The organism is Bacillus sp. OTU530 (assembly GCF_038440375.1).
Window position 1 is genome coordinate 224,646 of record NZ_JASATP010000001.1, and the last position, 23,124, is coordinate 247,769.

Annotated in this window: 24 protein-coding genes; 17 read left to right on the forward strand and 7 right to left on the reverse strand. The window is 42.8% G+C overall.

The genetic code is table 11. The annotated features are described in order from the left end of the window. Positions 1-5 precede the first annotated feature (5 nt). The 3 genes from bioD (at position 6) to AAHB12_RS01195 (ending at position 2,537) form a co-directional block, all read left to right on the forward strand. Positions 6-779, forward strand: a complete 774-nt coding sequence (gene bioD, locus AAHB12_RS01185) for a dethiobiotin synthase (RefSeq protein ID WP_342044017.1) — start codon at positions 6-8, stop codon at positions 777-779. Beyond that, entirely contained in the window at positions 721-1,713 is a 993-nt protein-coding gene (gene bioB, locus AAHB12_RS01190; protein ID WP_342044018.1) for a biotin synthase BioB, read from the forward strand. Before bioD ends, bioB begins: the two co-directional genes overlap by 59 nt. Before the next feature lie 68 nt (positions 1,714-1,781). Beyond that, positions 1,782-2,537 (forward strand): 6-carboxyhexanoate--CoA ligase, encoded by a 756-nt coding sequence (locus AAHB12_RS01195; RefSeq protein ID WP_342044019.1) that lies wholly within the window; start codon positions 1,782-1,784, stop codon positions 2,535-2,537. Positions 2,538-2,687: 150 nt separating this feature from the next. On the opposite strand, the gene AAHB12_RS01200 is transcribed toward AAHB12_RS01195, so the two are convergent. Then, entirely contained in the window at positions 2,688-3,380 is a 693-nt protein-coding gene (locus tag AAHB12_RS01200; protein WP_342044020.1) for a hypothetical protein, read from the reverse strand. Positions 3,381-3,905: 525 nt separating this feature from the next. Here AAHB12_RS01200 and AAHB12_RS01205 point away from each other — a divergent pair. The 3 genes from AAHB12_RS01205 to AAHB12_RS01215 all read left to right on the forward strand — a co-directional run bounded on the left by AAHB12_RS01205 (position 3,906) and on the right by AAHB12_RS01215 (position 5,655). Next, on the forward strand, positions 3,906-4,199 hold the full coding sequence (locus AAHB12_RS01205; RefSeq protein ID WP_129726997.1) for an ArsR/SmtB family transcription factor: 294 nt from the start codon (positions 3,906-3,908) through the stop codon (positions 4,197-4,199). Positions 4,200-4,436: 237 nt separating this feature from the next. Beyond that, positions 4,437-5,339 (forward strand): hydroxymethylglutaryl-CoA lyase, encoded by a 903-nt coding sequence (locus AAHB12_RS01210; RefSeq protein ID WP_129726996.1) that lies wholly within the window; start codon positions 4,437-4,439, stop codon positions 5,337-5,339. A gap of 160 nt (positions 5,340-5,499) precedes the next feature. Beyond that, positions 5,500-5,655, forward strand: a complete 156-nt coding sequence (locus AAHB12_RS01215; protein WP_129726995.1) for a DUF1540 domain-containing protein — start codon at positions 5,500-5,502, stop codon at positions 5,653-5,655. A gap of 245 nt (positions 5,656-5,900) precedes the next feature. Here AAHB12_RS01215 and AAHB12_RS01220 read toward each other — a convergent pair whose 3' ends face one another. Next, complete coding sequence (locus AAHB12_RS01220) at positions 5,901-6,236, reverse strand: DUF2085 domain-containing protein (RefSeq protein ID WP_425455850.1); 336 nt, start codon at positions 6,234-6,236, stop codon at positions 5,901-5,903. Further along, on the reverse strand, positions 6,233-6,496 hold the full coding sequence (locus AAHB12_RS01225; RefSeq protein WP_129726994.1) for a hypothetical protein: 264 nt from the start codon (positions 6,494-6,496) through the stop codon (positions 6,233-6,235). The genes AAHB12_RS01220 and AAHB12_RS01225 overlap by 4 nt, the downstream gene beginning before the upstream one ends. Before the next feature lie 719 nt (positions 6,497-7,215). Between AAHB12_RS01225 and AAHB12_RS01230 the strand changes: the two genes are divergently transcribed. The 6 genes from AAHB12_RS01230 (at position 7,216) to AAHB12_RS01255 (ending at position 10,553) form a co-directional block, all read left to right on the forward strand. Next, the gene (locus tag AAHB12_RS01230; RefSeq protein ID WP_129726993.1) at positions 7,216-7,881 is read left to right on the forward strand and encodes a PspA/IM30 family protein; all 666 of its coding nucleotides are present in this window, start codon (positions 7,216-7,218) and stop codon (positions 7,879-7,881) included. A gap of 82 nt (positions 7,882-7,963) precedes the next feature. Then, on the forward strand, positions 7,964-8,470 hold the full coding sequence (locus tag AAHB12_RS01235) for a DUF4178 domain-containing protein (RefSeq protein ID WP_129726992.1): 507 nt from the start codon (positions 7,964-7,966) through the stop codon (positions 8,468-8,470). Between the two features lie 14 nt (positions 8,471-8,484). Next, entirely contained in the window at positions 8,485-9,252 is a 768-nt protein-coding gene (locus tag AAHB12_RS01240) for a DUF4247 domain-containing protein (RefSeq protein ID WP_342044021.1), read from the forward strand. Between the two features lie 209 nt (positions 9,253-9,461). Further along, positions 9,462-9,692, forward strand: a complete 231-nt coding sequence (locus AAHB12_RS01245) for a spore coat associated protein CotJA (protein ID WP_129726990.1) — start codon at positions 9,462-9,464, stop codon at positions 9,690-9,692. Positions 9,693-9,704: 12 nt separating this feature from the next. After that, positions 9,705-9,968: a spore coat protein CotJB gene (locus AAHB12_RS01250; RefSeq protein ID WP_129726989.1), complete on the forward strand. Its 264-nt coding sequence runs from the start codon at positions 9,705-9,707 to the stop codon at positions 9,966-9,968. A gap of 15 nt (positions 9,969-9,983) precedes the next feature. Then, the gene (locus AAHB12_RS01255; RefSeq protein WP_129726988.1) at positions 9,984-10,553 is read left to right on the forward strand and encodes a manganese catalase family protein; all 570 of its coding nucleotides are present in this window, start codon (positions 9,984-9,986) and stop codon (positions 10,551-10,553) included. Between the two features lie 87 nt (positions 10,554-10,640). Here AAHB12_RS01255 and AAHB12_RS31635 read toward each other — a convergent pair whose 3' ends face one another. After that, complete coding sequence (locus AAHB12_RS31635) at positions 10,641-10,916, reverse strand: MFS transporter (RefSeq protein WP_446715499.1); 276 nt, start codon at positions 10,914-10,916, stop codon at positions 10,641-10,643. Positions 10,917-10,992: 76 nt separating this feature from the next. On the opposite strand from AAHB12_RS31635, the gene AAHB12_RS01260 reads away from it, so the two are divergent. Both AAHB12_RS01260 and AAHB12_RS01265 read left to right on the forward strand, forming a co-directional pair. Next, positions 10,993-12,354, forward strand: a complete 1,362-nt coding sequence (locus AAHB12_RS01260) for a TrkH family potassium uptake protein (protein WP_129726987.1) — start codon at positions 10,993-10,995, stop codon at positions 12,352-12,354. Positions 12,355-12,545: 191 nt separating this feature from the next. Next, the gene (locus AAHB12_RS01265) at positions 12,546-13,733 is read left to right on the forward strand and encodes an MFS transporter (RefSeq protein ID WP_342044022.1); all 1,188 of its coding nucleotides are present in this window, start codon (positions 12,546-12,548) and stop codon (positions 13,731-13,733) included. 265 nt (positions 13,734-13,998) lie between these two features. Here the strand turns inward: AAHB12_RS01265 and AAHB12_RS01270 are convergent, their stop codons facing one another. The 3 genes from AAHB12_RS01270 to AAHB12_RS01280 are packed head-to-tail and all read right to left on the reverse strand — an operon-like array spanning position 13,999 to position 19,355. Further along, entirely contained in the window at positions 13,999-15,819 is a 1,821-nt protein-coding gene (locus tag AAHB12_RS01270) for a response regulator (RefSeq protein ID WP_342044023.1), read from the reverse strand. Further along, a complete protein-coding gene (locus tag AAHB12_RS01275; RefSeq protein WP_342044046.1) occupies positions 15,791-16,660 on the reverse strand; it encodes a CheR family methyltransferase in 870 nt (289 codons plus the stop codon). The genes AAHB12_RS01270 and AAHB12_RS01275 overlap by 29 nt, the downstream gene beginning before the upstream one ends. A 16-nt stretch (positions 16,661-16,676) precedes the next feature. Next, complete coding sequence (locus tag AAHB12_RS01280) at positions 16,677-19,355, reverse strand: response regulator (protein ID WP_342044024.1); 2,679 nt, start codon at positions 19,353-19,355, stop codon at positions 16,677-16,679. A gap of 336 nt (positions 19,356-19,691) precedes the next feature. On the opposite strand from AAHB12_RS01280, the gene AAHB12_RS01285 reads away from it, so the two are divergent. Genes AAHB12_RS01285 through AAHB12_RS01295 form a run of 3 tightly spaced genes read left to right on the forward strand, consistent with a single transcriptional unit; the run spans position 19,692 to position 23,045 of the window. Then, positions 19,692-21,149, forward strand: a complete 1,458-nt coding sequence (locus tag AAHB12_RS01285; RefSeq protein ID WP_425455853.1) for a circularly permuted type 2 ATP-grasp protein — start codon at positions 19,692-19,694, stop codon at positions 21,147-21,149. A 34-nt stretch (positions 21,150-21,183) separates the two neighbouring features. Beyond that, positions 21,184-22,158, forward strand: coding sequence for an alpha-E domain-containing protein (locus tag AAHB12_RS01290; protein ID WP_165350703.1), 975 nt, complete (start codon positions 21,184-21,186; stop codon positions 22,156-22,158). Next, positions 22,155-23,045, forward strand: a complete 891-nt coding sequence (locus AAHB12_RS01295) for a transglutaminase family protein (protein ID WP_129726981.1) — start codon at positions 22,155-22,157, stop codon at positions 23,043-23,045. The genes AAHB12_RS01290 and AAHB12_RS01295 overlap by 4 nt, the downstream gene beginning before the upstream one ends. The last annotated feature ends 79 nt before the right edge of the window (positions 23,046-23,124 follow it).

The window sequence follows — 23,124 nt, forward strand, 5'->3', positions numbered from 1 at the left end:
AATAGATGAACGGATTTTTCATTACTGCTACCGATACGGACGTTGGCAAGACGATTGTAGCAGGAGGAATAGCTGGTGTGTTGCGCGCGAGGGGCTATGATGTTGGTGTGTATAAACCAGTTCAAAGCGGTCATCTTGTAAAGCATCGGGATGGAGATGCCACACGCTTAAAGGCACTATCAAACGTAGATGATCCAGTCGAGGAGATTTGTCCGTACGCTGCGGTAGAACCACTTGCCCCTGTATTGGCACTAAATCGTTCTGGGCAGCAGGTTACCTTGCAGGATTTGCGGCATCATTATGAGCGATTGGCGAAAAAGCATGATGTGATGTTGGTTGAAGGAGCTGGAGGACTTGCGGTTCCGTATGTAGAGGACGGACTTGTTGTTGATGCGGCTGTTATGTTTGGTTTGCCTATTATTATTGTGGCACGGCCAAATTTAGGGACGGTGAATCATACATTATTAACTATTTCATATGCAAAGGGGCATGGGTTACAGGTTGCGGGCGTAATTCTATCAGACTATCAGAAAGACATAGCAGGAATTGCAGAGCAAACCAATCCATCGATGATTGAACAGTATAGCGGAGTTCCCGTGTTAGGTGTTATCCCGCATATTGAAAACCCTCGGTCGCGGGAACATGTGATTTCCGTAGTGGAACAGTCTATTGAATGGAGTAAGCTTGGGAAATTTCAAATAAAGGAAAGAGGGATGAAGGATGAAAGCAGTTCAAACAGATTGGAAAGCATTGGCGCAAGGCGTCGTCCAAGGATATAAAGTCACAAAGGAGGAAGCTCTTGCAATCGTGCAGGCACAAGACGAAGAGTTGCTGGCTATTTTAAACGCAGCTTTTATCATTCGCCATCATTACTATGGCAAAAAGGTGAAGTTAAATATGATCATTAATACGAAGTCTGGATTATGTCCTGAGGACTGTGGATATTGCTCTCAGTCAATTGTCTCTGAAGCGCCAATTGATAAATATGCGTGGCTGACAAAGGAGAAAATTGTGGAGGGAGCGCAGGAGTCCATTCGCCGAAAGGCAGGTACATATTGTATTGTTGCATCAGGACGCCGTCCGACTAATAAGGAAATTGATCATGTGATTGAAGCGGTAAAGGAAATCCGTGAAACAACAGATTTGAAGATTTGCTGTTGCCTTGGCTTTTTAAATGAAGAGCATGCAAGCAAGCTGGCTGCGGTGGGTGTTCATCGTTATAACCATAACTTGAACACATCGCAGGAAAACTATAAAAACATTGCATCTACCCATACGTATGAGGATCGTGTAGATACGGTTGAGAAGGTCAAAGGGTCTGGTATGTCTCCGTGCTCGGGTGCTATTTTTGGTATGGGGGAATCAGATAAAGAGGCTGTCGAAATCGCATTTTCACTTCAGCAGCTTGATGCAGATTCCATTCCTTGTAACTTCCTCAATTCCATTGACGGAACGCCGCTTGAAGGACGTGCCGAGTTGAATCCGCGCAAATGCTTAAAATTGCTTGCGATGATGCGCTTTGTGAATCCTGCAAAGGAAATTCGTATTGCCGGAGGGCGCGAGGTGAATCTAGCTTCTCTACAGCCGCTTGGGTTATATGCAGCAAATTCGATTTTTGTCGGAGATTATTTAACGACAGAAGGTCAAGAAGTTCGGGCTGATTGGAAAATCATTGAGGACCTTGGTTTTGAAATTGAAGAGTGCGCTCTGTAATGATAGCGAGATATTTTGCCTCCAAACATAATGGATATACGGTGTAAAGAAAACATGAGGTGGTATGTTTGCAAGAAGAAATGTTTAGTGTCCGAATGAGGGCGGCTGAAGGCGGCTCTCATGAGGATGGCGGCTTTCATATATCCGGTGGGGAAACGCTTGTTGCGAAACGCTCCTTAGAGGCTGCGGTGCAGGAATTGCTGCAAAAGGCACTGCTGCATAGCCGCGGGGATGCTGACTTTATTCAGCTTGTGATGGAAAGGATTGCACCGCACGAGATTTTACGCGTTCCGCCGCTGCCTGTGATAACAGCAACAGCAGAACATATGCATGAAGGCAGACTGTATGCCATGCGGTATTTACAAACCCTTTGTATCTCAGAGCAAGCAGCTCGAAAAGGGATCGAGTTGCTTGCGAGTCAGACGAATTTACGAGGTGCTGCAATTATGAGCGCTTCAAGCGGAGAGCGTCTTGATGCAGGGCTGCAGGGGGTGCGTGCAACTCGAATGGGATGGACGGAGGATGGGTATAAGCAATGGGCGAGCCGGCATACCATTGCATCTCCGCGAATAACGGAGGCACTCGCTCTTGCCACAAAGGTGGCACACGCTCCGTTTGTCCTTGCCGAGCTCTGTTGGTCTGATGACCCTGAATATGTTACCGGCTATATTTCCTCCCTTAAGGAAGGGTATGTACGCATTCCCCATTTGAAAGAAAAGGGAGATTTTAGCGGAGGAAGAGTCTTTTATGTCTCTGATGATGTACAGTTAGAAGAGCTGACTTCCTATTTGGAAAAAACGCCAATTTTAATAGATAGGGGATAAGATGGGCAATGTACTTTCTATATCATTGGCATGAAATACAGTTCTGATAAAAAACAGGCTGTGGAAAACATTTTTTTCACAGCCTGAATAATTCCTCTCTTGCTGAAGGGAATTATTTTTATTGTATAGAACGAGAATGCAAACGGAGCGTTACTGGATAAGGCCTCCCATATTTCCACTGTTCATACTGCTATTGGCGATATCCTGTCTTACCTGCTGTGCATCTGTTCTAGAAAATCCTGACTGCATAGCGGAATGAGAGCCTGCAAAGCTAGCGTTTTGAGGCGAGAAGCTACCAGGTTGCTGCGTGTACCCTCCCATGTTTCCACGGTTCATGTTCATGTTGCTATTGGCGATATCCTGTCTTACCTGCTGTGCATCTGTTCCGGAAAATCCTGAATGCATGGCGGAATGAGAGCCTGCAAAGCTAGCGCCTTGAGGTAAGAAGCTACTCGCTTGCTGCGTATATCCTCCCATGTTTCCACGGTTCATATTCATAGTGCTATTGGCGATATCCTGTCTTACCTGCTGTGCATCTGTTCCGGAAAATCCTGAATGCATAGCAGAATGAGAGCCTGCAAAGCTAGCGCCTTGAGGTAAGAAGCCACCCGCCTGCTGCGTATATCCTCCCATGTTTCCGCTGTTCATGTTCATAGTGTTATTAGAGATATCCTGTCTTACCTGCTGTGCGTCTGTTCCGGCAAATCCCGGCTGCATAGCAGAATGAGGACCTGCAAAGTTAACATTGTGCTGTCCCTGCATGGCTAATTGCTGAGCTGCTTGTTGGATTTGTTGAAGTGCCTGTTGAGCTTGTTGAGCCGCCTGATAAATTCGATGTGGCATATCGATTCCTCCTTGTATTGTTGTTATAAACAACAATGATTAGAGTCTGCTCTGTTCTTCTTTTTATACACGTTTGTTTATAAAAATTGTTTATTGCTCCACTTTAAGAAAGTATAAATTCAAAACCATTAATTTACAATTAAGTGTAAAAATAGGAGGAAGATAGAGTGCCTGTCTCGAACAGTACATATTAAAGAAGTTCTTAATTCTTATTATATGAATAAGATACAGATTTTACAGGCTGTATATGGCTCCCTACAGTATAAGCTGCCCTCTAAGAGTGACTCTTTGTAGCTTGTCATGGTGTATTTCTGACGGGTTAACGGAGGTATAGAAAGAATTTCACTTGTTTGCTGGGGATTTGGTTGTATCTTCTAAATGGATTAGATTTTTTTATATTTTCTCAGTTTATTATTCTATTGCAAGACGACAAACTTCGACATCGCATGCTATAATCAAAACGGATATGGAATATTGAAATATTTTGTTTTAGGAAATAAAATCTATAAAGGGTGGAGATGTATAATGTTAGATTTTACAATTAATCAACCAAATTTAAATATTGTAGCCGAGCAGCTTAAGGTAATTGCGCACCCGGTGCGTTTGCAAATACTTCAGATCTTGATGGAGCGCGGGCCACAAAATGTTACATCTCTATATGAGGGCTTAGGACTCCCGCAATCTACATTGTCACAGCACCTTGCAAAAATGAAGTCGGCACGTATCGTATTAGGGAACCGAAAAGGATTGGAAATTTATTATGAGGTGTTGGATTCCCGTATGAAGCAAATCGTCTCTTTAATTAATGAACAGGTATAGGAACATAAAGAGTAAGAGACTATTTTTTAGGGCACTGCTGTTAGTAAGCGTTATCTAGAAACGGCAATGCGCAGTATGAATTGTCAAGAAAACTCGCCAATCGGCGAGTTTTCTTTATTTTGCCATGAATATAGCCGCCTTATCAGCATATCTATCTGTATATTGATTCATCCATAAATAGGAGCATACATTCTTATTGGAGATGGATGATTTCTTAAGGGAGATGAGGTGAGTGATATGAATCTTCCAAAGCAGGTAGAAATTATTGAGGTGGGTCCGAGGGATGGGCTGCAAAATGAGGCGGGCTTTATTCCTACAGAACAGAAAATTGCTTTCATTCACTCCTTAAATGGAACAGGAATACGGAGAATGGAGGCGACCTCCTTTGTCCATCCGGTATATGTTCCGCAAATGAAAGATGCAAAGGAATTGCTTGAGGGAATTGAACGTTTTCCGCAAATTCAGTATATGGTACTTATCCCGAATGAAACTGGCTATGAACGGGCAGTGGCAAGCGGGGTGCGAGATCTTTCTTTCGTAATAGGGGTGAGTGATAGCTTTAATCTGAAAAATATAAAAATGACGAGAGAAGAATCGATTAAGCGACTTGAAGCGGTAATTAAGAAAGCAAAGAAAAATGGAATGTTTATTCGTCATAACATCTCTACTTCGTTCTGGTGTCCATATGAAGGAAAGGTGGATGCTGCTCTTGTGCTGGAGATGCTTAAAAGAATTGATGCCCTCGGGGTAGATGAGATCGTGATTTGTGATACGATCGGCCGGGCGAATCCACAGCAAGTATTCGATCTGTTTCAGCGGGTCTTTTCCTTGCGGCCAAATGCGATGATTACCGCACATTTTCATGATACGTACGGCTTAGCACAAGCAAATATACTAGCTGCCCTGCAGGCTGGTGTTGTTCGTTTTGATGCTTCTATCGGAGGATTAGGAGGTTGTCCGTTTGCGCCGGGAGCGGCAGGGAATGTTGCGACAGAGGACGTGGTCTTCATGCTGCATGAGATGGGAATTGAAACAGGGATTGATCTGCCATCTCTTCTTTCCTGTGTGGAGCTGGTCAAATCGTTGACAACACGCGAATTAACGGGCCATTTTCATCGAGCGAGAACAGGTAGAGCGTAGCGCGTGATAAGGGAAATATTCTCAAAAGCTGCACATCAGAAACAACATGATGAAAGAAGAGGGAAGTTGTTCTCTGTTATATAGCCAGTACTTTTTTGACATAAGAAAGTATTACACATCCCTAATTTGTGAATGATAGTAATAAGGGAGGTGTAATACGATGGCTAGAGATGTTCTTTGTGAAGTGAACAACTGTAAATATTGGGCTACTGGAAACAAATGCAATGCGGAGGCTATCTATGTAGTGAGCCATAAAGGCAAACAAGCGTCTGATAGCAAGGAAACTGATTGTCAAACATTTGTACCGGAATTGTAATGCTTTGCGGGTAACCACTAGCTGGTTACCCTTTACAATATATAGTATTGATAATAACTATCATTTTCATTCGGTATATTGATTATTTTTTAGTATTTATTTTTCGGCAGTAATGTTTATCCTCCATTTCGATAGCCCTGCCTGCCATCAAATATTTTGTGTATCTAGGGGTAAGCAACAGCAAGCTGATTCCAAGTAAACGAAGAGGCAGCCCCATCTTTGCTGGCTGCCCCTGAATAGAGTTGCTATATTCTCGATAAAAGAGCGGTGATAGCAAATGAAGAAGCTACAATCAGAACGGACAAGCCAAAGCCGCTTAATAACCCCGTTGTGAGCCGCAGTATGTTGTTGCTTGTTCGCCATTTCCATAGCTGTGTATAGCCGTCTATTAGAAGGGGGAGTTGGCTTAGCAAGCCGATCCAAAACGGAATATGCCAGCTAGAGAGCAGTAAAAGCGGTATGAACAAGTACCCGGCTAAGATGCCAGTGCATCTTGCGCAAAGCGGCAGCGCCTTGCCGTTTATGTGCAGACAGCGCTCTCGCTTCCGATGACACGGAACAATTTTAAGCAAGGATATCAATTGCAATCCACCCCGCAGCACTCTAAACCGTCACTATCACAGTCCACAAAATCAAGAGACGCACAATCAGGCGTACAATTTGTGCAATTCCGCTCTATTCTTTTGTAATAGTAGATACCAATGAACAAAGAAAGCATAATAGCAAGCACGAGACATACGATTGCTAACGTAAGCTGCCAAGAATCCCGATTTTCCGAGAAAAAGAGAAGCCCCGAGCAAATATATAAAATCAAATTCAGTGTGGTAAGCAAGAAAAACAATGATGTATCCCCCTTCAGAAGCATTTCTATTCCTTATGCAAACTGGCCGTCATGCATTCCATATTTCGCACAGCTGCTGCAACGCGCCGTACTTTAAGGATCAATTCCCAGCTAGAAGCGAATTTGACGTAGCCAGAAATTTTAGGAACAGAGTGTAAGTGCGGCTGCGTCTCTGTCTTCGCCTAGCGTCTCGCCAATCGATGAGTTTTCTGGATAACACAAAATTCCCATATATTTCTTAGGTCTATTATAAATGATATGCTCCTGTTGTGGGGAAAAAACAAAAGAGGATTGTTTACACTTTAAGAAAGTATAAATTTCTAGCTAGGAGACAATTCGACGTAGCGAGAAACTTTAGGAATAAAGTATAAGTAGGGCTACGCTTCTGTCTTCGCCCAAGGGCAGGGCTCACCAATCGACGAGTTTTCTTTAACTTGGGGACAATAGGTATGGAGAAATGAATATGAAAAATACCTCCTTGATCTTAGGGGGGTTATATTGAATAGTTGAAGCCCTTTGGATTGTGAATATAAAGAATAGCCTAGAGAAAATGTTCATGGAATACAGCCTAGGAGGGATTTTATATATTATGTGTCCTATGTAAGCTGCTGCATGACACTTTTTCGATGTTGCAGGAATCATGTCTTGTTTTAATCTTTGTAAAGTAACGCAAGCTAACAATAGGTTTGTATGCAAAAGTCTACAGGAGGAATTTCAAAATGTCGGTTTTTAAGCGTTTGCGTGATTTAACCATGTCTAATGTATATGCTTTGATTGAAAAGGCAGAAGACCCTATCAAGATGACAGATCAATATTTACGCGATATGCAGCAGGATTTAGAGGATGCAGAGAAGAGTGTAGCAGCGCAAATCGCGCTTGAGAAAAAATTTAAAGTGTTATATGAAGAGCAGGAGGCTTTAGTAAAAAGGCGTGAGGAACAGGCACATACGGCTGTGCAGGCCGGTAATCTGGATTTGGCACGCCGCGCTCTAGAAGAAAAGAAAAATGCCGAGCAAAAGGGGAAGGAATACAAAGCAAGTTACGAGCAAAACAAAGCTGCTGCCGATAACTTACGAGCGAAGCTCGAGGAGATGCGCAAGCAGGTAACCGAGCTGAAAAACAAGCGTGAAACATTGGTAGCGCGCGTGAATGCAGCCAAGGCACAAAAGAACATTCATAAGGCTATGTCCGGATTTGATTCTAACACTGCCTTATCGGGATTAAAGCGGATGGAGGAGAAGGCGCTTCAGCTTGAAGCGGAAGCGGAGGCGAGCGGGGAAGTGTATAAGAAAGAAAAGTCGCTGGATGAGGAATTTATGCATTTAGGACGGGACAAAGAAGTTGAAGACGAATTGGCACGTATTATGAAGCAGTATGAGAAGTAAGAAAAGAGCTGCCGGCACACAACCTAATGGTGTCGGCTCTTTTCTATCTGACGTATATTGAAGACAGGGGAGGGGTGAACTCGTGAGCGTATTTAAGCGTATTAAAAACATAATGAAAAACCCGGAGCCGCCTAAGACGGAAAAAAGCATTTTAACGCTTGGTCCTGGCGATATTGCCGAGGTTTCGTTAGTCACCTATGAAGTGATAGGACGTACAACATCTGTGAAGCAGAGTGAAACGTTTCTAACATTACAGGATGGAAATATTATCCGATACTTAAAGATTGAACAGCGTGAAAAGCTATATTATAAACTATATAGCCCCATTGACGGACGTTTAGATTCCATCCATGAAATACCGTCAACGATTGAAATGGATGATGTGATGTATCATTTGGAGGATCAATATGCTTGTTATGTTTCTGTTATAGGACATACACCTTTTTCTGCAGCTGGAGAACAGCACATATGGGAATTTCAATCGGATAACCGAAAACTGCTTCGCATTGAATGGCAGGACGGACGCATGATGATGTATGAAGGTGAAGCCATTTTACCGGCAGACGTGCAAGTTATACGGGCAACATAAGGGGGCACCACTATATGATTCAGCGGCTGTTTGCGCTCATTTTAGCCGTTGTATTTTCCGTATCTGCTCTGACAGGCTGCATGAGCCAGAGGAGTACAAGTGGTGGAACAAGTTCACTTGCAGGCTACCCATTAGAATCCGTTTCACAAAACGGAAATCAACGCTCCTACGTATATCGGGCTGCAAATGAAACCGTTCCACAGGTAGCAAGGAAATTTACGGAGCAGCACAAGCCAACTCAGAGCTCAAAAGAAGATAATCAGCAAATGTTTCTTGTGTATTCTGATGAATTGTATAGTATTCAGCAGGATAAGGATAAACCATCTGACACGTTAATTGAGGTCAGCAACAAGGAGTTTGTGCAGCAAAACTATAGCTTATCCTTTTTGCAGGGATATTTTTTGGCAAGCATATTGAATGATTTATTTGATTTTGGGAAGTCATATGGCGGAAATTATCGTGGTTATACGAGCCGTGACACGTATAAGCCGGTTATAGATTACCGTCCGCCGACCGCAGCTGAGCAAAAAAGCGTTCCTCCTTTAACGAAGGAAGGGGTCGGAACGATTACAAAGCGCAGCAGCTCTGCAGACACTTCAGCAAAAAATAAAAATGTTACACCTCCTGCAGACCCCAACAAAGGAACAATTACAAAGCCGCCGAACACATCAGGCGGTAGTAATGGCTCGACTGTGAGACCAAGATCTTCTACCATTTTGCCTCCAAAGAGTTATTCTCCGCCACGGACAAGTAGGGGCACGGGTCGTATTAGAAGAAGATAGTAAGGATATTCTCAAAATAACTAAACAAAAAAGCGGACATGGCCTATTTTGCTTGCGGAGGATTTTTCTCGCAACAAGAGGATCATGTCCATTTTTTGCATATGTACCTTTCAGAATTTTTATATTCATGATATGAAGCTTTGGAGAATACATTTACAAAGAGATGAAAAGAAAGGTGAAATTTCCTGTTGGTGAATAAGGAGGGGTTTATGATGAACCAACCAGATCAAACCTTTACTCGGATGAAATCCTATACTCCGTTTCATAGTGCATTTGACCCATGTCCGCCCATTGGACAAAAATATTATTCTACACCTCCCCATTTATATTTAGGATTTCAGCCCCCTAATTTAGAGCAATTTCCCCCGAAGGAAGCTTTGAAAAAGGGGACATTATGGCCTATTTTATATGACTATTATGAAAATCCATATAAAAAGTAGGGGGTAATGTGCATGCAGCAACCTTTACCGCAGGAATATTATGAGCTTCTTGAGGATTTGCAGGCAGCTGACTTTGTATTGGTTGAGCTTACCTTATACTTAGACACCCATCCTTGGGATCTGGCTGTTATTAATCAATTTAATCAGTATGCACAGTACAGGCAGCAAGCAAAGGTGACCTTTGAGTCAAAATTTGGTCCTTTGCAGCAATATGGAAACAGCTATGCGGATGAGAAATGGAGCTGGAACAACTCACCTTGGCCTTGGCAGGTATAGAAAGGAAGGGATTATATGTGGATTTACGAAAAAAAGCTGCAGTATCCTGTAAAGGTTAGTACGTGTAATCCAAGGCTTGCCAAATTTTTGGTGGAACAGTATGGGGGAGCGGACGGTGAGCTCGCGGCGGCATTGCGTTATTTGAATCAACGATATACGATTCCTGATAAAGTAATTGGATTATTAACAGATATTGGGACAGAGGAGTTCGCTCATTTAGAAATGATTGCGACGATGATTTATAAGCTTACTAAGGATGCAACGCCGCAGCAAATGCGTGATGCGGGCTTAGATGAGCATTATGCGAACCATGATAGTGCTCTCTTCTATCATAATGCGGCAGGCGTTCCGTTTACCGCGACCTTTATACAGGCGAAAGGAGATCCGATTGCTGATTTATATGAAGACATTGCCGCAGAAGAGAAGGCCCGTGCGACATATCAGTGGATTATTAATATGTCGGATGACCCTGATTTAAATGATTCCTTACGCTTTTTAAGGGAAAGAGAAATTGTACATTCTCAGCGATTCCGGGAAGCAGTGGAGATATTGAAGGAAGAGCAAAATCAAAAGAAGGCTTTTTGATTAGAAGACAATGAAGAAGAACCGCCATCCTTTCTTAGAAAGAAAATGGCGGTTCTTTTTCATTTTATGCTGAGTGTGTTATGTTACCTATACGCTTTGCTCAACAGGATGGCTGTATTTTCGAGATGAGATATGAAATGCCCCATAACAAACGGCAGAGACACTGCAAAATAGAAATAAAATAAAGTAGAGAAACGCCGTATTGAAATAGTCAATAATGAGTCCTTCTGTTGAGTTTCCGATAATACTGCCAATTCCAGAGGTAACCGAAGCGAACATAGTTTGGTATGTTGCATTTGTTTTTGCCGTTGAAAAGGAGTGGACAGTTTCCACAGCGGCGACAGTGAAAAGAGCGAAGCAAATTCCATTCTTTTTTTTTTATCCCATCCTTTGTTATAATGAAACGTATTGATTTTGTGAATAATGAGGGATTTTGCAGATGGCGTTTAAAGTAAGAACTATGAGTGAAAAGCTATCCTCGGTACAATTGATTGTGCTGTTTTATTTCTTAGCTGTAATGGTTTCTACCGTTCTTTTACTGCTTCCGGCGGCACGGAATCCAGGCGCTGAGCTTTCTATTGTAGATGCGTTATTTACGGCGGCAAGTGCTGTGAGTGTAACAGGTCTTACAGTTGTTTCTACCGCCGAAACATTTAGTACAACCGGTTATTTTATTTTAATTTTTATTGTCCAGTTTGGCGGCATTGGCATTATGACGCTCGGGACGTTCGTTTGGCTTATTATGGGGAAGAAAATTGGATTTAAGGAACGGCAACTTATTATGATTGACCAAAATCGTTCCACCTTTTCCGGTTTAGTCCAGCTTATGCGAGAAATTTTAAGTATTATTATTACGATAGAGCTTATTGGGTCGGTTGTGTTAGGCACATATTTTTTGCAGTATTACCGAACGTGGCAAGAGGCTTATTTGCATGGATTGTTTGCTGCTGTAAATGCCGCGACCAATGCAGGATTTGATATTACCGGTCAATCAATGATTCCGTATGCTCATGATTATTTTGTACAAGCGGTTCATATGATCTTGGTGATTCTAGGTGCGATTGGTTTTCCTGTGCTGGTTGAGCTTAAAGAATATATTACATATAAGGGCAAGGGAAAGAGCCCGTATCGCTTTTCGTTATTTACGAAGCTGACGACAAGCACCTTCTTTTTGCTGCTTGTCATTGGCACATTTTTTATTTACTTTTTTGACCGTCATCATTTTTTTGCTGATAAGACATGGCATGAAGCATTATTTTATGCATTGTTTCAAGGAGTGTCCACGCGAAGTGGAGGTCTTGTTACAATGGATTTAAACGATTTTTCTACACCAACTCAGCTTGTACTGGCTGCACTTATGTTTATCGGAGCATCTCCCAGCAGTGTGGGAAGCGGTATTCGTACGACAACATTTGCGATTGTGGCGCTGAGTATTTTGGCTTACGCAAAAGGACGCTCTACAGTGAAGGTCTTTCGGAAGGAAATTCACCCTGTTGATGTGCATCGTTCGTTCATTGTTTTGACAGTAGCGGTGTTTTTGTGTGCTGTATCGTTTATCATCTTAGCTAGCACGGAGCCCTCACTGAGTTTGACGGCTATTGTGTTTGAAGTGTGCTCTGCCTTTGGGACAACCGGCCTGTCTCTTGGTATCACATCAGAGTTAAGTACGCTAGGGAAATTGCTTTTGATTGCGCTGATGTTTATCGGACGTATTGGTATTTTCTCGCTCCTGTTTTTAATTCGCGGAAAAGTGGTTAAGGAGAATATCCATTATCCGCAGGAGCGAGTGAGTATTGGATAATTAGATAGATATGAACGTGTAGTGTAACGCCTATTACCTTTGTCAGTGAGGTGATAGGCGTTTTATATAAAAGCTGCCGTATGATGATATTTTTTGGGGGAAACGATAGGACGCGCCAATTGAAAAATAATAGATAGAAAGATAGAATAGAACAATGAATTGAAAGCGGTTTAGTTAAAGGGGAAAACGGAATGGAATTGAAAAGAAACAGAGTTATTTTTTATGTGTCAACAGTAGCGTTTTGGTTTTCAATGTATACGTATGTTCCGGTTCTTGCACCGTATGTTGAGCATACAGGCGGTTCTTTATTTTTTGTCGGTCTTGTGCTGGGAAGCTACGGACTTACACAAATGCTTCTTCGTGTCCCGCTTGGAATTTGGTCGGATCGGATTGGAAAACGAAAGGTGTTTATTTTGCTTGGTATGGCATGCGCGGCATTCAGCAGCTTAGGCTTTACGTTTGATAGTACGGCATTGTCTGCCCTGATTTTTCGGGCATTAGCAGGAGTCGCGGCTTCGAGCTGGGTGTTATTTACCGTGTTGTTTTCTAGCTATTTTCCAAGAGAGGAAGCCGCAAAAGCGATGGGGTTAATTAGTTTTTTTAACAGCATCGGGCAAATGCTGGCAACAGCTTCTGGGGGGTATTTTGCAGAGCATTACGGATGGCATGCACCATTTTTTCTCGGTGCAGCTGTTGGCGGCATTGGTTTGTTTGCAGCCTTTTTCATTCAAGAGGAGAAGATGAGCGAGCAGCGTCAGCCGGTTGCCGTTGGTGATTTGTTTCGAGTGGGAAAACAATGGTCCCTTCTGTCGATCTCATTAATCGCTGTACTTGCGCAGTCGATCGTATTTACAACGATGTTTGGATTTACACCGCTGCATGCGGCGAGCTTAGGGGCATCTAAAGGCGAACTAGGAATGTTAGCACTCCTAACAACCCTCCCTAATGCAATTGCCGGTTATATAAGCGGATCCATTGTCGTGAGAAAAATAGGCGAGAAGCAAACCGTAATGCTTGGGTTTGTATTATCGGCTGTTTGTACAATATCCATTCCATTCACAACTTCCTTTGGGATGCTTCTTTTCTCACAGGCATGCAACGGATTTGGACAAGGGCTTATTTTTCCTGTCCTGCTTGCTCTTGCGATTCGAAATGTTTCACCTGAGCAGCGTGCGACAGCGATGGGTTTTTTTCAGGCAATCTTTTCGCTCGGTATGTTTGGAGGTCCGTTACTAGCAGGAGGAATTGGAGATGTATTTGGGCTAACAGGGGGCTTTTTGTTTACCGGAGTGTTAAGCTTAGTAGGCGCTGTTCTTGCTAGCAGATGGATTGCGTCGCCCGCTCTCTACCAAGAGCCAGCAAAAAAGCGGGCGACATAGAAGAAGGATAACAAAAGGAAGAGAAGCGACAGGAGGAAGGCAATCCCGAATCCTGTTGCTTCTCTGCATACATTTCTAGCCCGAAGACCATTCGACGTAGTGAGAAATTTTAGAAATACAGTGTAAGCAGGGCTACGCTCTGTCTTCACCTAAGAGCAGGGCCCGTTAATCGGCGAGTTTTCTGTACACTGTAAGAAAGCATAAATTTCTAGCTAGAAGTGAATTCGACGTAGTCGGAAATTTTAGGAATATAGTATAAGTAGGGCTACGCCTCTGTCTTTGCCCAAGAGCAGGGCTCGTCAATCGGCGAGTTGTCTGTATTGAAATGTATCAGAAATCTCGTTCCCTGCTCGCTTGTTTTAACCTTCATAACAGCATTGTGGCGAGCGGCAACTCCGTGACAGACCGATAAACCAAGACCGGTTCCATTTACCTTTGTGCTGAAAAAAGGAGTCCCGATTTTCTCAAGCAGCTCTTCTTTAATCCCGCAGCCTTCATCTTGTACCTCCAAAATAACTTCAGGGCCATTTGTATATGTTTTAATGGTTAAAACACCTTTGCTTGACATCGCTTCTAGCCCGTTTAAGGCTAGATTCAAAATCAGCTGGCGAATCTCCTTTTCATCCAAGGATAAAGGCGGGCAGTCTCCAAGCTCCATGCAGGCGTATTTATCGGATACCATCGCCTTTGCCTGAATAAGAGGAAACAACGTTTGGACGATATCATTTAACTGCTTTGGTACACGCAATGTCGCAGCTGTTTTTGTTACGGAAAGAAACTCTGTAATAATATTGTGAGTTCGATCCAGTTCTTCAATCATAATGTCGATGTACTCGGTTGAAGGGTGGTTTTTTGACATTTGCAAGAAGCCGCGAACCGTTGTCATCGGGTTTCGGATTTCATGGATAATCCCGGCAGCCATTTCGCCCATTAGGTTTAATCTAGCAAATTTTGCGATTTCCTTTTCGACAGCAACTCTATCGGTAATATCGGTAATAATGCTCAGGATGCATGCTTCTCCTCGTATTTCCATAATCTCTGTTGAGAGCAGCCCTTCGCGCATATCTTGTGATTTTGTCCAATAGCTAATCCGTGCATTTCGGACAGGTGCTGTTAATTCGAAAATTCCGACAGAGGTTTCTCCAAGTCCATCTAAATCCATGATATATTGGATTTCCTCGTGTGTTTGCTTCATAATGTCCTCGTACGTATGCCCTGTGTAGCTGAGCCAGCTTTCATTCACGTTCATATAGCGTTTATCTTCAAGGGACCGAAGTTCAATTAAGCAAGGAGTAGCGTTAAAAATGCGGCGGAAACGTTCTTCATCCGACAGCTTCCGCTCGGTTACGTCCCGGATAGAGCAGACGAAAATTTGCTGCTTCTTGACAGCTGCCATCCCAATTTGAATGTCGCTTGGGAACTTTGTCTTATCCTTTCGCAGTGCGACAGTTTCGACAATTCGTTCGTTTTCTCCCGACGAACGAAAGTGAAGGGTAGGAACGAGTCGATTGATATGCAGGCCGATACACTCGGCAGATGTGTACCCAAACATATTTGTAACGGCCTCATTTACGGTTAAAATGTGGCCTAAATGGTCGAATGTGACAATGGTATCTGTTGTAGTTTCCCCAATGATGCGAAGCAGCTCATTTTGCAATTTAATTTGTTCCTGCTGCTGCTGCATTTCTACAAGTGCCTTCACCTTCATCCTTAATGTTTCAGGATGAAATGGTTTAAAAATATAATCGATGGCACCGACGCTATACCCGTTTTTTACATGCTCTAAGGCTTGGCTAATGGCAGTGATGAAAACAATTGGGATTTGTTTCGATCTTTCTCTTGCCTTAATGAGTTTAGCTGTTTCAAAGCCGTTCATTCCAGGCATTTGTACATCAAGTAAAATAACGGAGAAATCCTCCTGTAGTACGTGCTTCAATGCCTCTTCGCCAGAAGTAGCGGTAACGAGATTATAGTTGGAATAGGCAAGCACGGATTGGAGTGCAAACAAATTCTCTGGGCGGTCATCAACCATTAAAATATTGACCTTTTGCTGGACTTCATTTAATTTTTTGATAGATTCTCCCACAGGTATCAATCTCCTCATAATAAATATGTTTATTAGTAGACATCAGCTGTTCTTTACTGCCAAGGCCTAAAAAACCGGACGGTGCTAAGCTTTCATAAAATAAGTCGTGAACGCGATTGGCCAATGTTCTATTAAAGTAAATCAGAACATTTCTGCAGATAATGACATGAAACTCATTAAAGGATTGATCGACAGTTAGATTATGCTGCGCAAAGGTAACATTTTTCGTGAGAAAGGAATGAAACGCAGCATAATCATCTTTAATGGTGTAATATTCGGAGAATGCTCTGCTCCCTCCGGCATGTAAGTAATTTCTCGTATATAACCGCATTTTTTGTAACGGAAACATAGCTTGCTCAGCTATGTTAATGAGCGATTCATTCATATCTGTTGCATATAATTTTGTCCTTTCATATAGCCCTTCCTCATACAGCAAAATAGCCATCGAATATACCTCTTCGCCAGTAGAGCAACCGGCATGCCAAATCCGGATATGAGGCAGCTTTCTTAATATGGGAACGACCTTTTGACGAAAGGCGAGGAAGAATTCTGGATCACGAAACATTTCCGTCACATGAATAGAGAAATCATCAAGCAGCTTCTTCATCATTTTCGGATTGTGGAGCACTTGCGCTTGTAACGCTGATACGTTGGGCAAATGCTCTATTTGCATCCGATACTTGATCCTTCTTTGAATAGAAGCGAATGTATAATCACGAAAGTCAAAGTCATAGTGCCGATATATTGCCTCAAGAAGCAGTTCAATTTCAAGTCTTTCTAGGTCATCTGTCCCACCTGTAGCACTTGGAATATAAGAGTTAAATAGTTTACTGTCTAGAATGGTCTGTCCCTCCTAATTAATAAAACCAAACTTTCATCACAGAAAAAAGCTGTTCTAATTGTATAGGCTTGCTGATGTAATCAGACGCACCGGCGGCAATACATCTTTCTCTGTCCTGCTTCATTGCCTTTGCGGTTAGTGCGACAATAGGGATATTTTGAAATTTAGGCATTTTTCGTATTGCCTGCATCGCTTCGTAGCCGTTCATTTCCGGGAGCATAATATCCATTAAAACAATATCGGTATCAGGATGTTTTTGCAGCAGCTCAATCCCATCTTTTCCGTTTTCAGCAAACAGCACCTGCATCTTTTGTTGCTCAAGAGCTGTCGTCAGTGCAAAAATGTTACGCATATCGTCATCAATAATCAGCACCTTTTTCTCCTGCAAGAGAGGATCTTCTGTGCCCGGATGTGATGTCTCAACTTCTACTGCACTAGCAGCTTCCAGTTCAGCATTCTTTGTGCCTGAGGCTTCGGAGATGGGCAAGTACAGCGTAAAGGTGCTTCCTATACCTTTCTCGCTTTGCAGCTCAATGGCTCCACCTAACAAGTGCGCGATATCCCGACTGATGGATAATCCAAGGCCTGTTCCGCCGTACTTTCTGTTCGTTGTCCCATCGGCTTGTTTAAATGCTTGGAAGATCAGCTCTTGCTCTTCTTTTTGAATGCCGATGCCTGTATCGCTGACGGAGAAGGCAAGTGCAGTCTGCTGGTCAGGCAGTATCGCTGTTTGTACTCGGTGGATATGAAGCGCTACTCCGCCCTTTTCCGTAAATTTAAAGGCGTTTGACAATAGGTTTTTTAGAACCTGCCTTAGTCTGTGTTCATCTGTATAGATTGTATCTGTAAGATCAGCTTCTAAGCGGACAGTGAAGGAAAGTCCCTTTTCTGCTGCAAGTGGAGCAAATTGCCTTTCGATAAAGGCGGATATACGCTGCAAGCTTACTTCGTCCCTTGTCATGTCCAGCTTTCCGGACTCTACCTTTGCCAAATCGAGAACATCGTTAATTAAGTGAAGTAGTTCATTTCCTGATGAGTAAATCGTCTGGATAAATTCCAACTGTGCTTCTGTTAGATTGCCGTCTGTATTCTCCGCAAGAAGGTGCGCCAGAATCAGCAAGCTATTAAGCGGTGTGCGCAGCTCATGAGACATATTAGCTAAAAATTCTGACTTATAGGTAGAGCTAAGCGCAAGCTGATGAGCCTTTTCCTCTAGCTCCAGCTGTGTATTCGTTAAAATTCTAGTCTTTTCTTCCGACTCCCGATATTGTTCGCTGAGCTCCTCGTTTATGCTTCTGAGTTCCTCCTGCTGCATTTGCAGCTCTTCAGATTGACTTTGCAGCTCCGCTGTTAAGGCCTGTGATTCCTTTAACAGCTCTTCCACCTTCATGCGTCCCATAACACTATGAATCGTGATGCCCGCATGATTTACCACCTGCTTCAAAAGCGCTTGTTGAATTGGGGTGAGCGGTTGGAAGGAAGCAAGTTCAATCACGGCTGTTACTTGTCCTTCAAATTCGACTGGGATAATCATAATATAAGAAGGTGCAGCTGCGCCGATAGCAGATTGGATTTGTATATAAGAGTCAGGCGGATTTGTAAGCGTGATGCTTCGGTTCTCAAGAGCTGCCTGCCCAACTAGGCCTTCCCCGAACGCAAAGCTCTCCCGGCCAATTTCGTTGCTGTCATAGGCATAGGCAGCAAATTTATAAAAACGCTGCTGCGAGCCTGTTCCTTGTTTAATATAAAAAGCGCCGTAGCTTGCATCAATCATCGGTACAATTTTTGTCAGGAACATGCCTGTTAATGTTCTTAGGTCATGAACACCTTGGTACATCGTAGCGATTTCCGCTGCGCTTGTTTCCAGCCAATTCTGCTCTTGCAAGGCTTGTTTAAACGCCATTTCCTGTTTGCGATTCTCCTCAAGCGCATGGGTTAATTCGTTAAATGCTTCAGCAATCTCACTTGTTTCGTCCTTGGAACGAACATGGATGCGAGGGAGATTCACATTAGACGCCGAGTAGGAGGCAAAGCTGGAGATTACTTTTGTAATTCTGCGAAGGTTTCCGGTAATATTTCTCGAAATAAATAATCCAATTCCAATCGTTAAGATAAAAATTAGCACATTTAGAAGTGTGTTCGTTAGAATGACTTGCTCTACCAGCTCTGTGTTTGCTTTCTTGCCTTCACTTAACAACTCCTGCTGCCGTTCAGTGATGGTGTTCGCCAATGGATCAAGCTGCTTGCCGATCGGAAATACTTCTTCCTTAAAGTACTGCAGCGCTTCCTCCTGATTATGATTGCTCTCGTACCGCTTCAATAATTCCTCATACATTCTTTCAAACTCTTTATTTAAGACGGTTAATTCTTGCAGCGCTTCCTTATTTGTTTGCTCTGTCAAAAGCCCTTTCGTACTGCTGATGAGCTCCTGCAGGCTTTCGTTTGCTGTTTGCAATTCAACCAGAAAATTTGTATCCTGCGTCAGCAAATATCCGCGGAGTGAGTTTGTTTGCTTAAGTGCTAACGTTTGTATTTGCTTCGTATTTGCTAAAATGGTCACTCTTCTATCAATTAAATCGGAATAAGAGTTATTTACCTGTTTGATATAATAATAGGAAATGCCACTCGTTCCCCCAAGTAACAAGGCTATAGAGAGATAACCTATCAAAATCTTTTTTCCAATTGTCAATTTCACTCGATTTAACACCTGCCTTTCGCTAATTTACCCGTTATGCTGCAGTTAGCATGTATGTATATGTACATTATATAAGATTATAAGATATTTTTTGGTCTTTTGTCATATTTTTTTACATTATATTGTTACTTAAAGTGACATTTGCTCTAGGCAATCAAAAATAAATGTAGAATTTTCGTCACAATTTTGTCACAAATTTCATCCTGAATTCGACAGTATGCTAAATTCGCTTTGGTGTATAGTTGTTTGTGTTAATAAATTCCTGTTATGAATGCTTACATGTATCTAGGGGGAAATATGAAGAAGTTGCGGAGGAAGATTCTTATGCCGATGTTAATGAAAAAACAAGATAAACCATTATTTTATAAGTATGGGACATCTTTATTTTATGATGAAATGTTTGACCGGCAGGGAGGTGTAAGGACTCCATATCATATGTTGCATCAGAAGTTTCTGAAGATGGGAACAGACGAGATCAAAAAGCGCAACGCCCGTATGCATACTGAGATGGTGAAGCAGGGGATTACGTTCACGCTGTACAGCAGTAATGAGGAAGAAGCCTCCTTAGAAAGGACCATTCCTTTTGACATGATTCCAAGAATTCTTTCCGCCGAGGAATGGGAAGTGGTAGAGAGGGGAATGAAGCAGCGTGTTCGCGCTTTAAATATGTTTATCCATGATATCTATCATGAGCAAAATATATTAAAGGACGGAATTGTGCCAAGAAAGATGGTTGTAACAAATACATATTTTCGTCCGGAAATGGTTGGGATTGATGTACCGAATAATGTTTATATTCCGATATCCGGAATCGATTTGATTCGTGATGAAAATGGAGCATTTTACGTATTAGAAGATAATTTAAGAAGCCCTTCAGGATTGTCCTATGTATATAAAAATCGTTCTTTGATGATGCACTTGCTTCCAGAGCTGTTTTTTGAATATCAAGCGCGTGATCTTGATGAAGAATTGAATAATCTATTAACAAGTTTACGAAGCCTTGCCCCGGGTAACAAGTCAAATCCTTTAGTTGTGCTGCTAACACCGGGTGTACATAATTCTGCCTACTATGACCATACATTTCTTGCCCAGGAAATGGGGATTGAACTCGTTGAAGGCCGGGATTTAGTTGTTGTCGATCAGAAGGTGTACATGAAAAGCATTGAAGGACTTCGTCAAGTGGACGTCATTTATCGGAGAATTGATGATGAATTTCTGGATCCGCTCGCGTTTCGTCCAGATTCCGTACTCGGCGTAGCGGGACTCCTCAACGCGTACCGGGCAGGGAATGTTGCAATTGCGAATGCGCCAGGGACTGGGGTGGCGGATGATAAGGCCATTTATATGTATGTGCCTGATATGATTCGCTATTATTTGAGGGAAGAACCTATCTTAAAAAATGTCCCAACGTACGATTTGGCGAAAACGGAGGAAAGGGAGTATGTTCTCGCTCATTTATCCGAGATGGTGGTCAAGGAACGAGCACTTTCAGGAGGGTATGGAATGCTCATAGGACCTTCGGCTACGGAGCAGGAGCTGCAATTATTCGCTGAGAAGATTGTGCAAGCACCGCATCAGTATATTGCACAGCCGACTATTCAATTGTCGTGCGTGCCATCGATTGTTGGCGGACAAGCTGCCCAGCGGCATGTAGATTTACGCGCATTTGTATTTATGGGAAGTGAAACGCATGTCGTTCCCGGCGGGCTTACAAGGGTAGCGTTAAGGGAAGGCTCTCTAGTTGTGAATTCGTCACAAGGCGGAGGCACGAAGGATACATGGGTATTATCGTAAGTTTAAAAATAGGGAGAAAATGAGGTGGATGATAATGATGAACCGTACTGCGGAGTCTTTATTTTGGATCGGCCGCTATCTGGAGCGGATTGAAAATCATACGAGATTAATGGACGTGAATTATCATATGCGTCACGAGTTAAAGGGAAATGATCGAGACGAGCCGGAGTATATGTGGGAAAGATTAGTGGCGGCGATAGGGGATGTTTCGTTATTTAAGCAGCAGTACCATACGGTTAAAGAGACGTCTGTCCTTCATTTTTTAATGTTTGATAGATCGCATAATAATTCTATTTTTTCTTGTATCCGTCAAGCGCGCCAGAACATTCGCTCACTCCGTCAGTTGCTTCCCGGGGAACTATGGGAAATTGCTAATGCGTTTTACCTTTGGATGGGTGAGCAAGATATGGAGAAGGTTATGCTGCGCTCGCCGCATTCATTTTATCAGCGGGTAAGGGAATGGGTGGCTTTGTTTAATGGAGTCGCAGATTCTACAATGGCCCGGGAGCGTGAGTGGCATTTCATTCAGGCCGGAAAGCATTTAGAAAGAGCAGAAAATACACTGCGAGTGCTGCAGTCTGTATATACCACTCTAAATCGTGAAGGTTCTTCTCTTACATCCAGCGACATTTATAACCGCATGATTATTTTATTGAAATCTGTGAGCGGGTACGAGGCATTTCGAAAGTTTTATGCAGATGAAGTAGTGTGTTCCAAGGTTACACAGTTTATGATGCTGAACGCAGGATTTCCGCGCTCTGTTATGTTTGCCGTAACGTTTCTTGGAGCATCGCTAAGTGCCATTCAATCGCAGGATTGTCGTTTTGAATCATTGTTGAATGAATCAAAAGCTATGACAGAAGAGCTAAGAGAAACATTGGCTCGCTGCAATAACGGACTCTCTCAACGTGATATTTTAGAAGAGATTGGCAGTATGCTGCTGTTATGCGACCAGCTAGGGTATGCAATCTCAAAAACTTTTTTTCAGGAGGAGTTTGTTGAAGCGTGAGACTACAAGTGTCCCATTTTACTAAGTATGTGTATCAAGAACCAGTAATAGATAGTGTAAATGAGGTGCGCCTAACACCAAAAACGGAGGACTGTCAAACGTGCTGTGACCATTCTATTTCCATCCGGCCGTCGGTTTCATTGTTTCCATATACAGATTATTATGGAAATACAGTTCACTATTTTTCTGTTCCGTTTCCGCATGAAGAGCTTGTCATTGAATCACGCTCTATTGTGCAGACGAGTGAAGGGAGCCTAGAGCAAACGAACCGTGTGCCGTACAGTGCCGAATGTGAGATTTTAGAGAGTGAAGCCTTTCAAAATCAGTATGCTGAGTATTTGATGGAGACCGCGTATACGAAGACCACGAAGGAACTGGAGGACTTCGCAAGCGGCATTGTTCATGGTGAGAAGCTAGAGAGTGTATATGAGCTTTTAGAGCGCATTTCACATGCCATTTATACAACGTTTACTTATGAAACGAATGTAACGAACGTGCATACGACCGTCGAAGAGACATTACAGCTAAAAAGAGGTGTGTGCCAAGATTACGCTCATTTGATGATTGCGACATGCAGGTTGTTTAACGTTCCATGCAGGTATGTGAGCGGCTACCATTATCTAGGGGAAGTCGGAGGCGAAGAAACGAAGGTACAGCATTTTTCGCACGCCTGGGTAGAAGCCTATGTTCCATTGATTGGCTGGATTGGCTTGGACCCTACGAACAATGAGAAAACAAACTGGCGTTATATTAAAATTGGGCATGGTCGCAATTACAGCGATGTTGTACCCGTAAAGGGGATGTACCGCGGAACGCCTTGTCAGCAGCTGGAGGTAACAGTTGAATTAAAACGGGTGCAGGAAGAGCATTCGCATGGCGTGGAGTAAAATAAGCTTATACGATAAAATATCCCATTGGTGCTCTAATGCAGAACATCAATGGGATGTTGTTTGTATGGGAAAAAAG

Coding starts and splice junctions, on each gene's coding strand:
- bioD (WP_342044017.1), top strand. CDS start 6: ATGAACGGATTTTTCATTACTGCTACCGATACGGACGTTGGCAAGACG.
- bioB (WP_342044018.1), top strand. CDS start 721: ATGAAAGCAGTTCAAACAGATTGGAAAGCATTGGCGCAAGGCGTCGTC.
- AAHB12_RS01200 (WP_342044020.1), bottom strand. CDS start 3,380: ATGCCACATCGAATTTATCAGGCGGCTCAACAAGCTCAACAGGCACTT.
- AAHB12_RS01205 (WP_129726997.1), top strand. CDS start 3,906: ATGTTAGATTTTACAATTAATCAACCAAATTTAAATATTGTAGCCGAG.
- AAHB12_RS01210 (WP_129726996.1), top strand. CDS start 4,437: ATGAATCTTCCAAAGCAGGTAGAAATTATTGAGGTGGGTCCGAGGGAT.
- AAHB12_RS01215 (WP_129726995.1), top strand. CDS start 5,500: ATGGCTAGAGATGTTCTTTGTGAAGTGAACAACTGTAAATATTGGGCT.
- AAHB12_RS01230 (WP_129726993.1), top strand. CDS start 7,216: ATGTCGGTTTTTAAGCGTTTGCGTGATTTAACCATGTCTAATGTATAT.
- AAHB12_RS01240 (WP_342044021.1), top strand. CDS start 8,485: ATGATTCAGCGGCTGTTTGCGCTCATTTTAGCCGTTGTATTTTCCGTA.
- AAHB12_RS01245 (WP_129726990.1), top strand. CDS start 9,462: ATGATGAACCAACCAGATCAAACCTTTACTCGGATGAAATCCTATACT.
- AAHB12_RS01250 (WP_129726989.1), top strand. CDS start 9,705: ATGCAGCAACCTTTACCGCAGGAATATTATGAGCTTCTTGAGGATTTG.
- AAHB12_RS01255 (WP_129726988.1), top strand. CDS start 9,984: ATGTGGATTTACGAAAAAAAGCTGCAGTATCCTGTAAAGGTTAGTACG.
- AAHB12_RS01260 (WP_129726987.1), top strand. CDS start 10,993: ATGGCGTTTAAAGTAAGAACTATGAGTGAAAAGCTATCCTCGGTACAA.
- AAHB12_RS01265 (WP_342044022.1), top strand. CDS start 12,546: ATGGAATTGAAAAGAAACAGAGTTATTTTTTATGTGTCAACAGTAGCG.
- AAHB12_RS01285 (WP_425455853.1), top strand. CDS start 19,692: ATGAAAAAACAAGATAAACCATTATTTTATAAGTATGGGACATCTTTA.
- AAHB12_RS01290 (WP_165350703.1), top strand. CDS start 21,184: ATGATGAACCGTACTGCGGAGTCTTTATTTTGGATCGGCCGCTATCTG.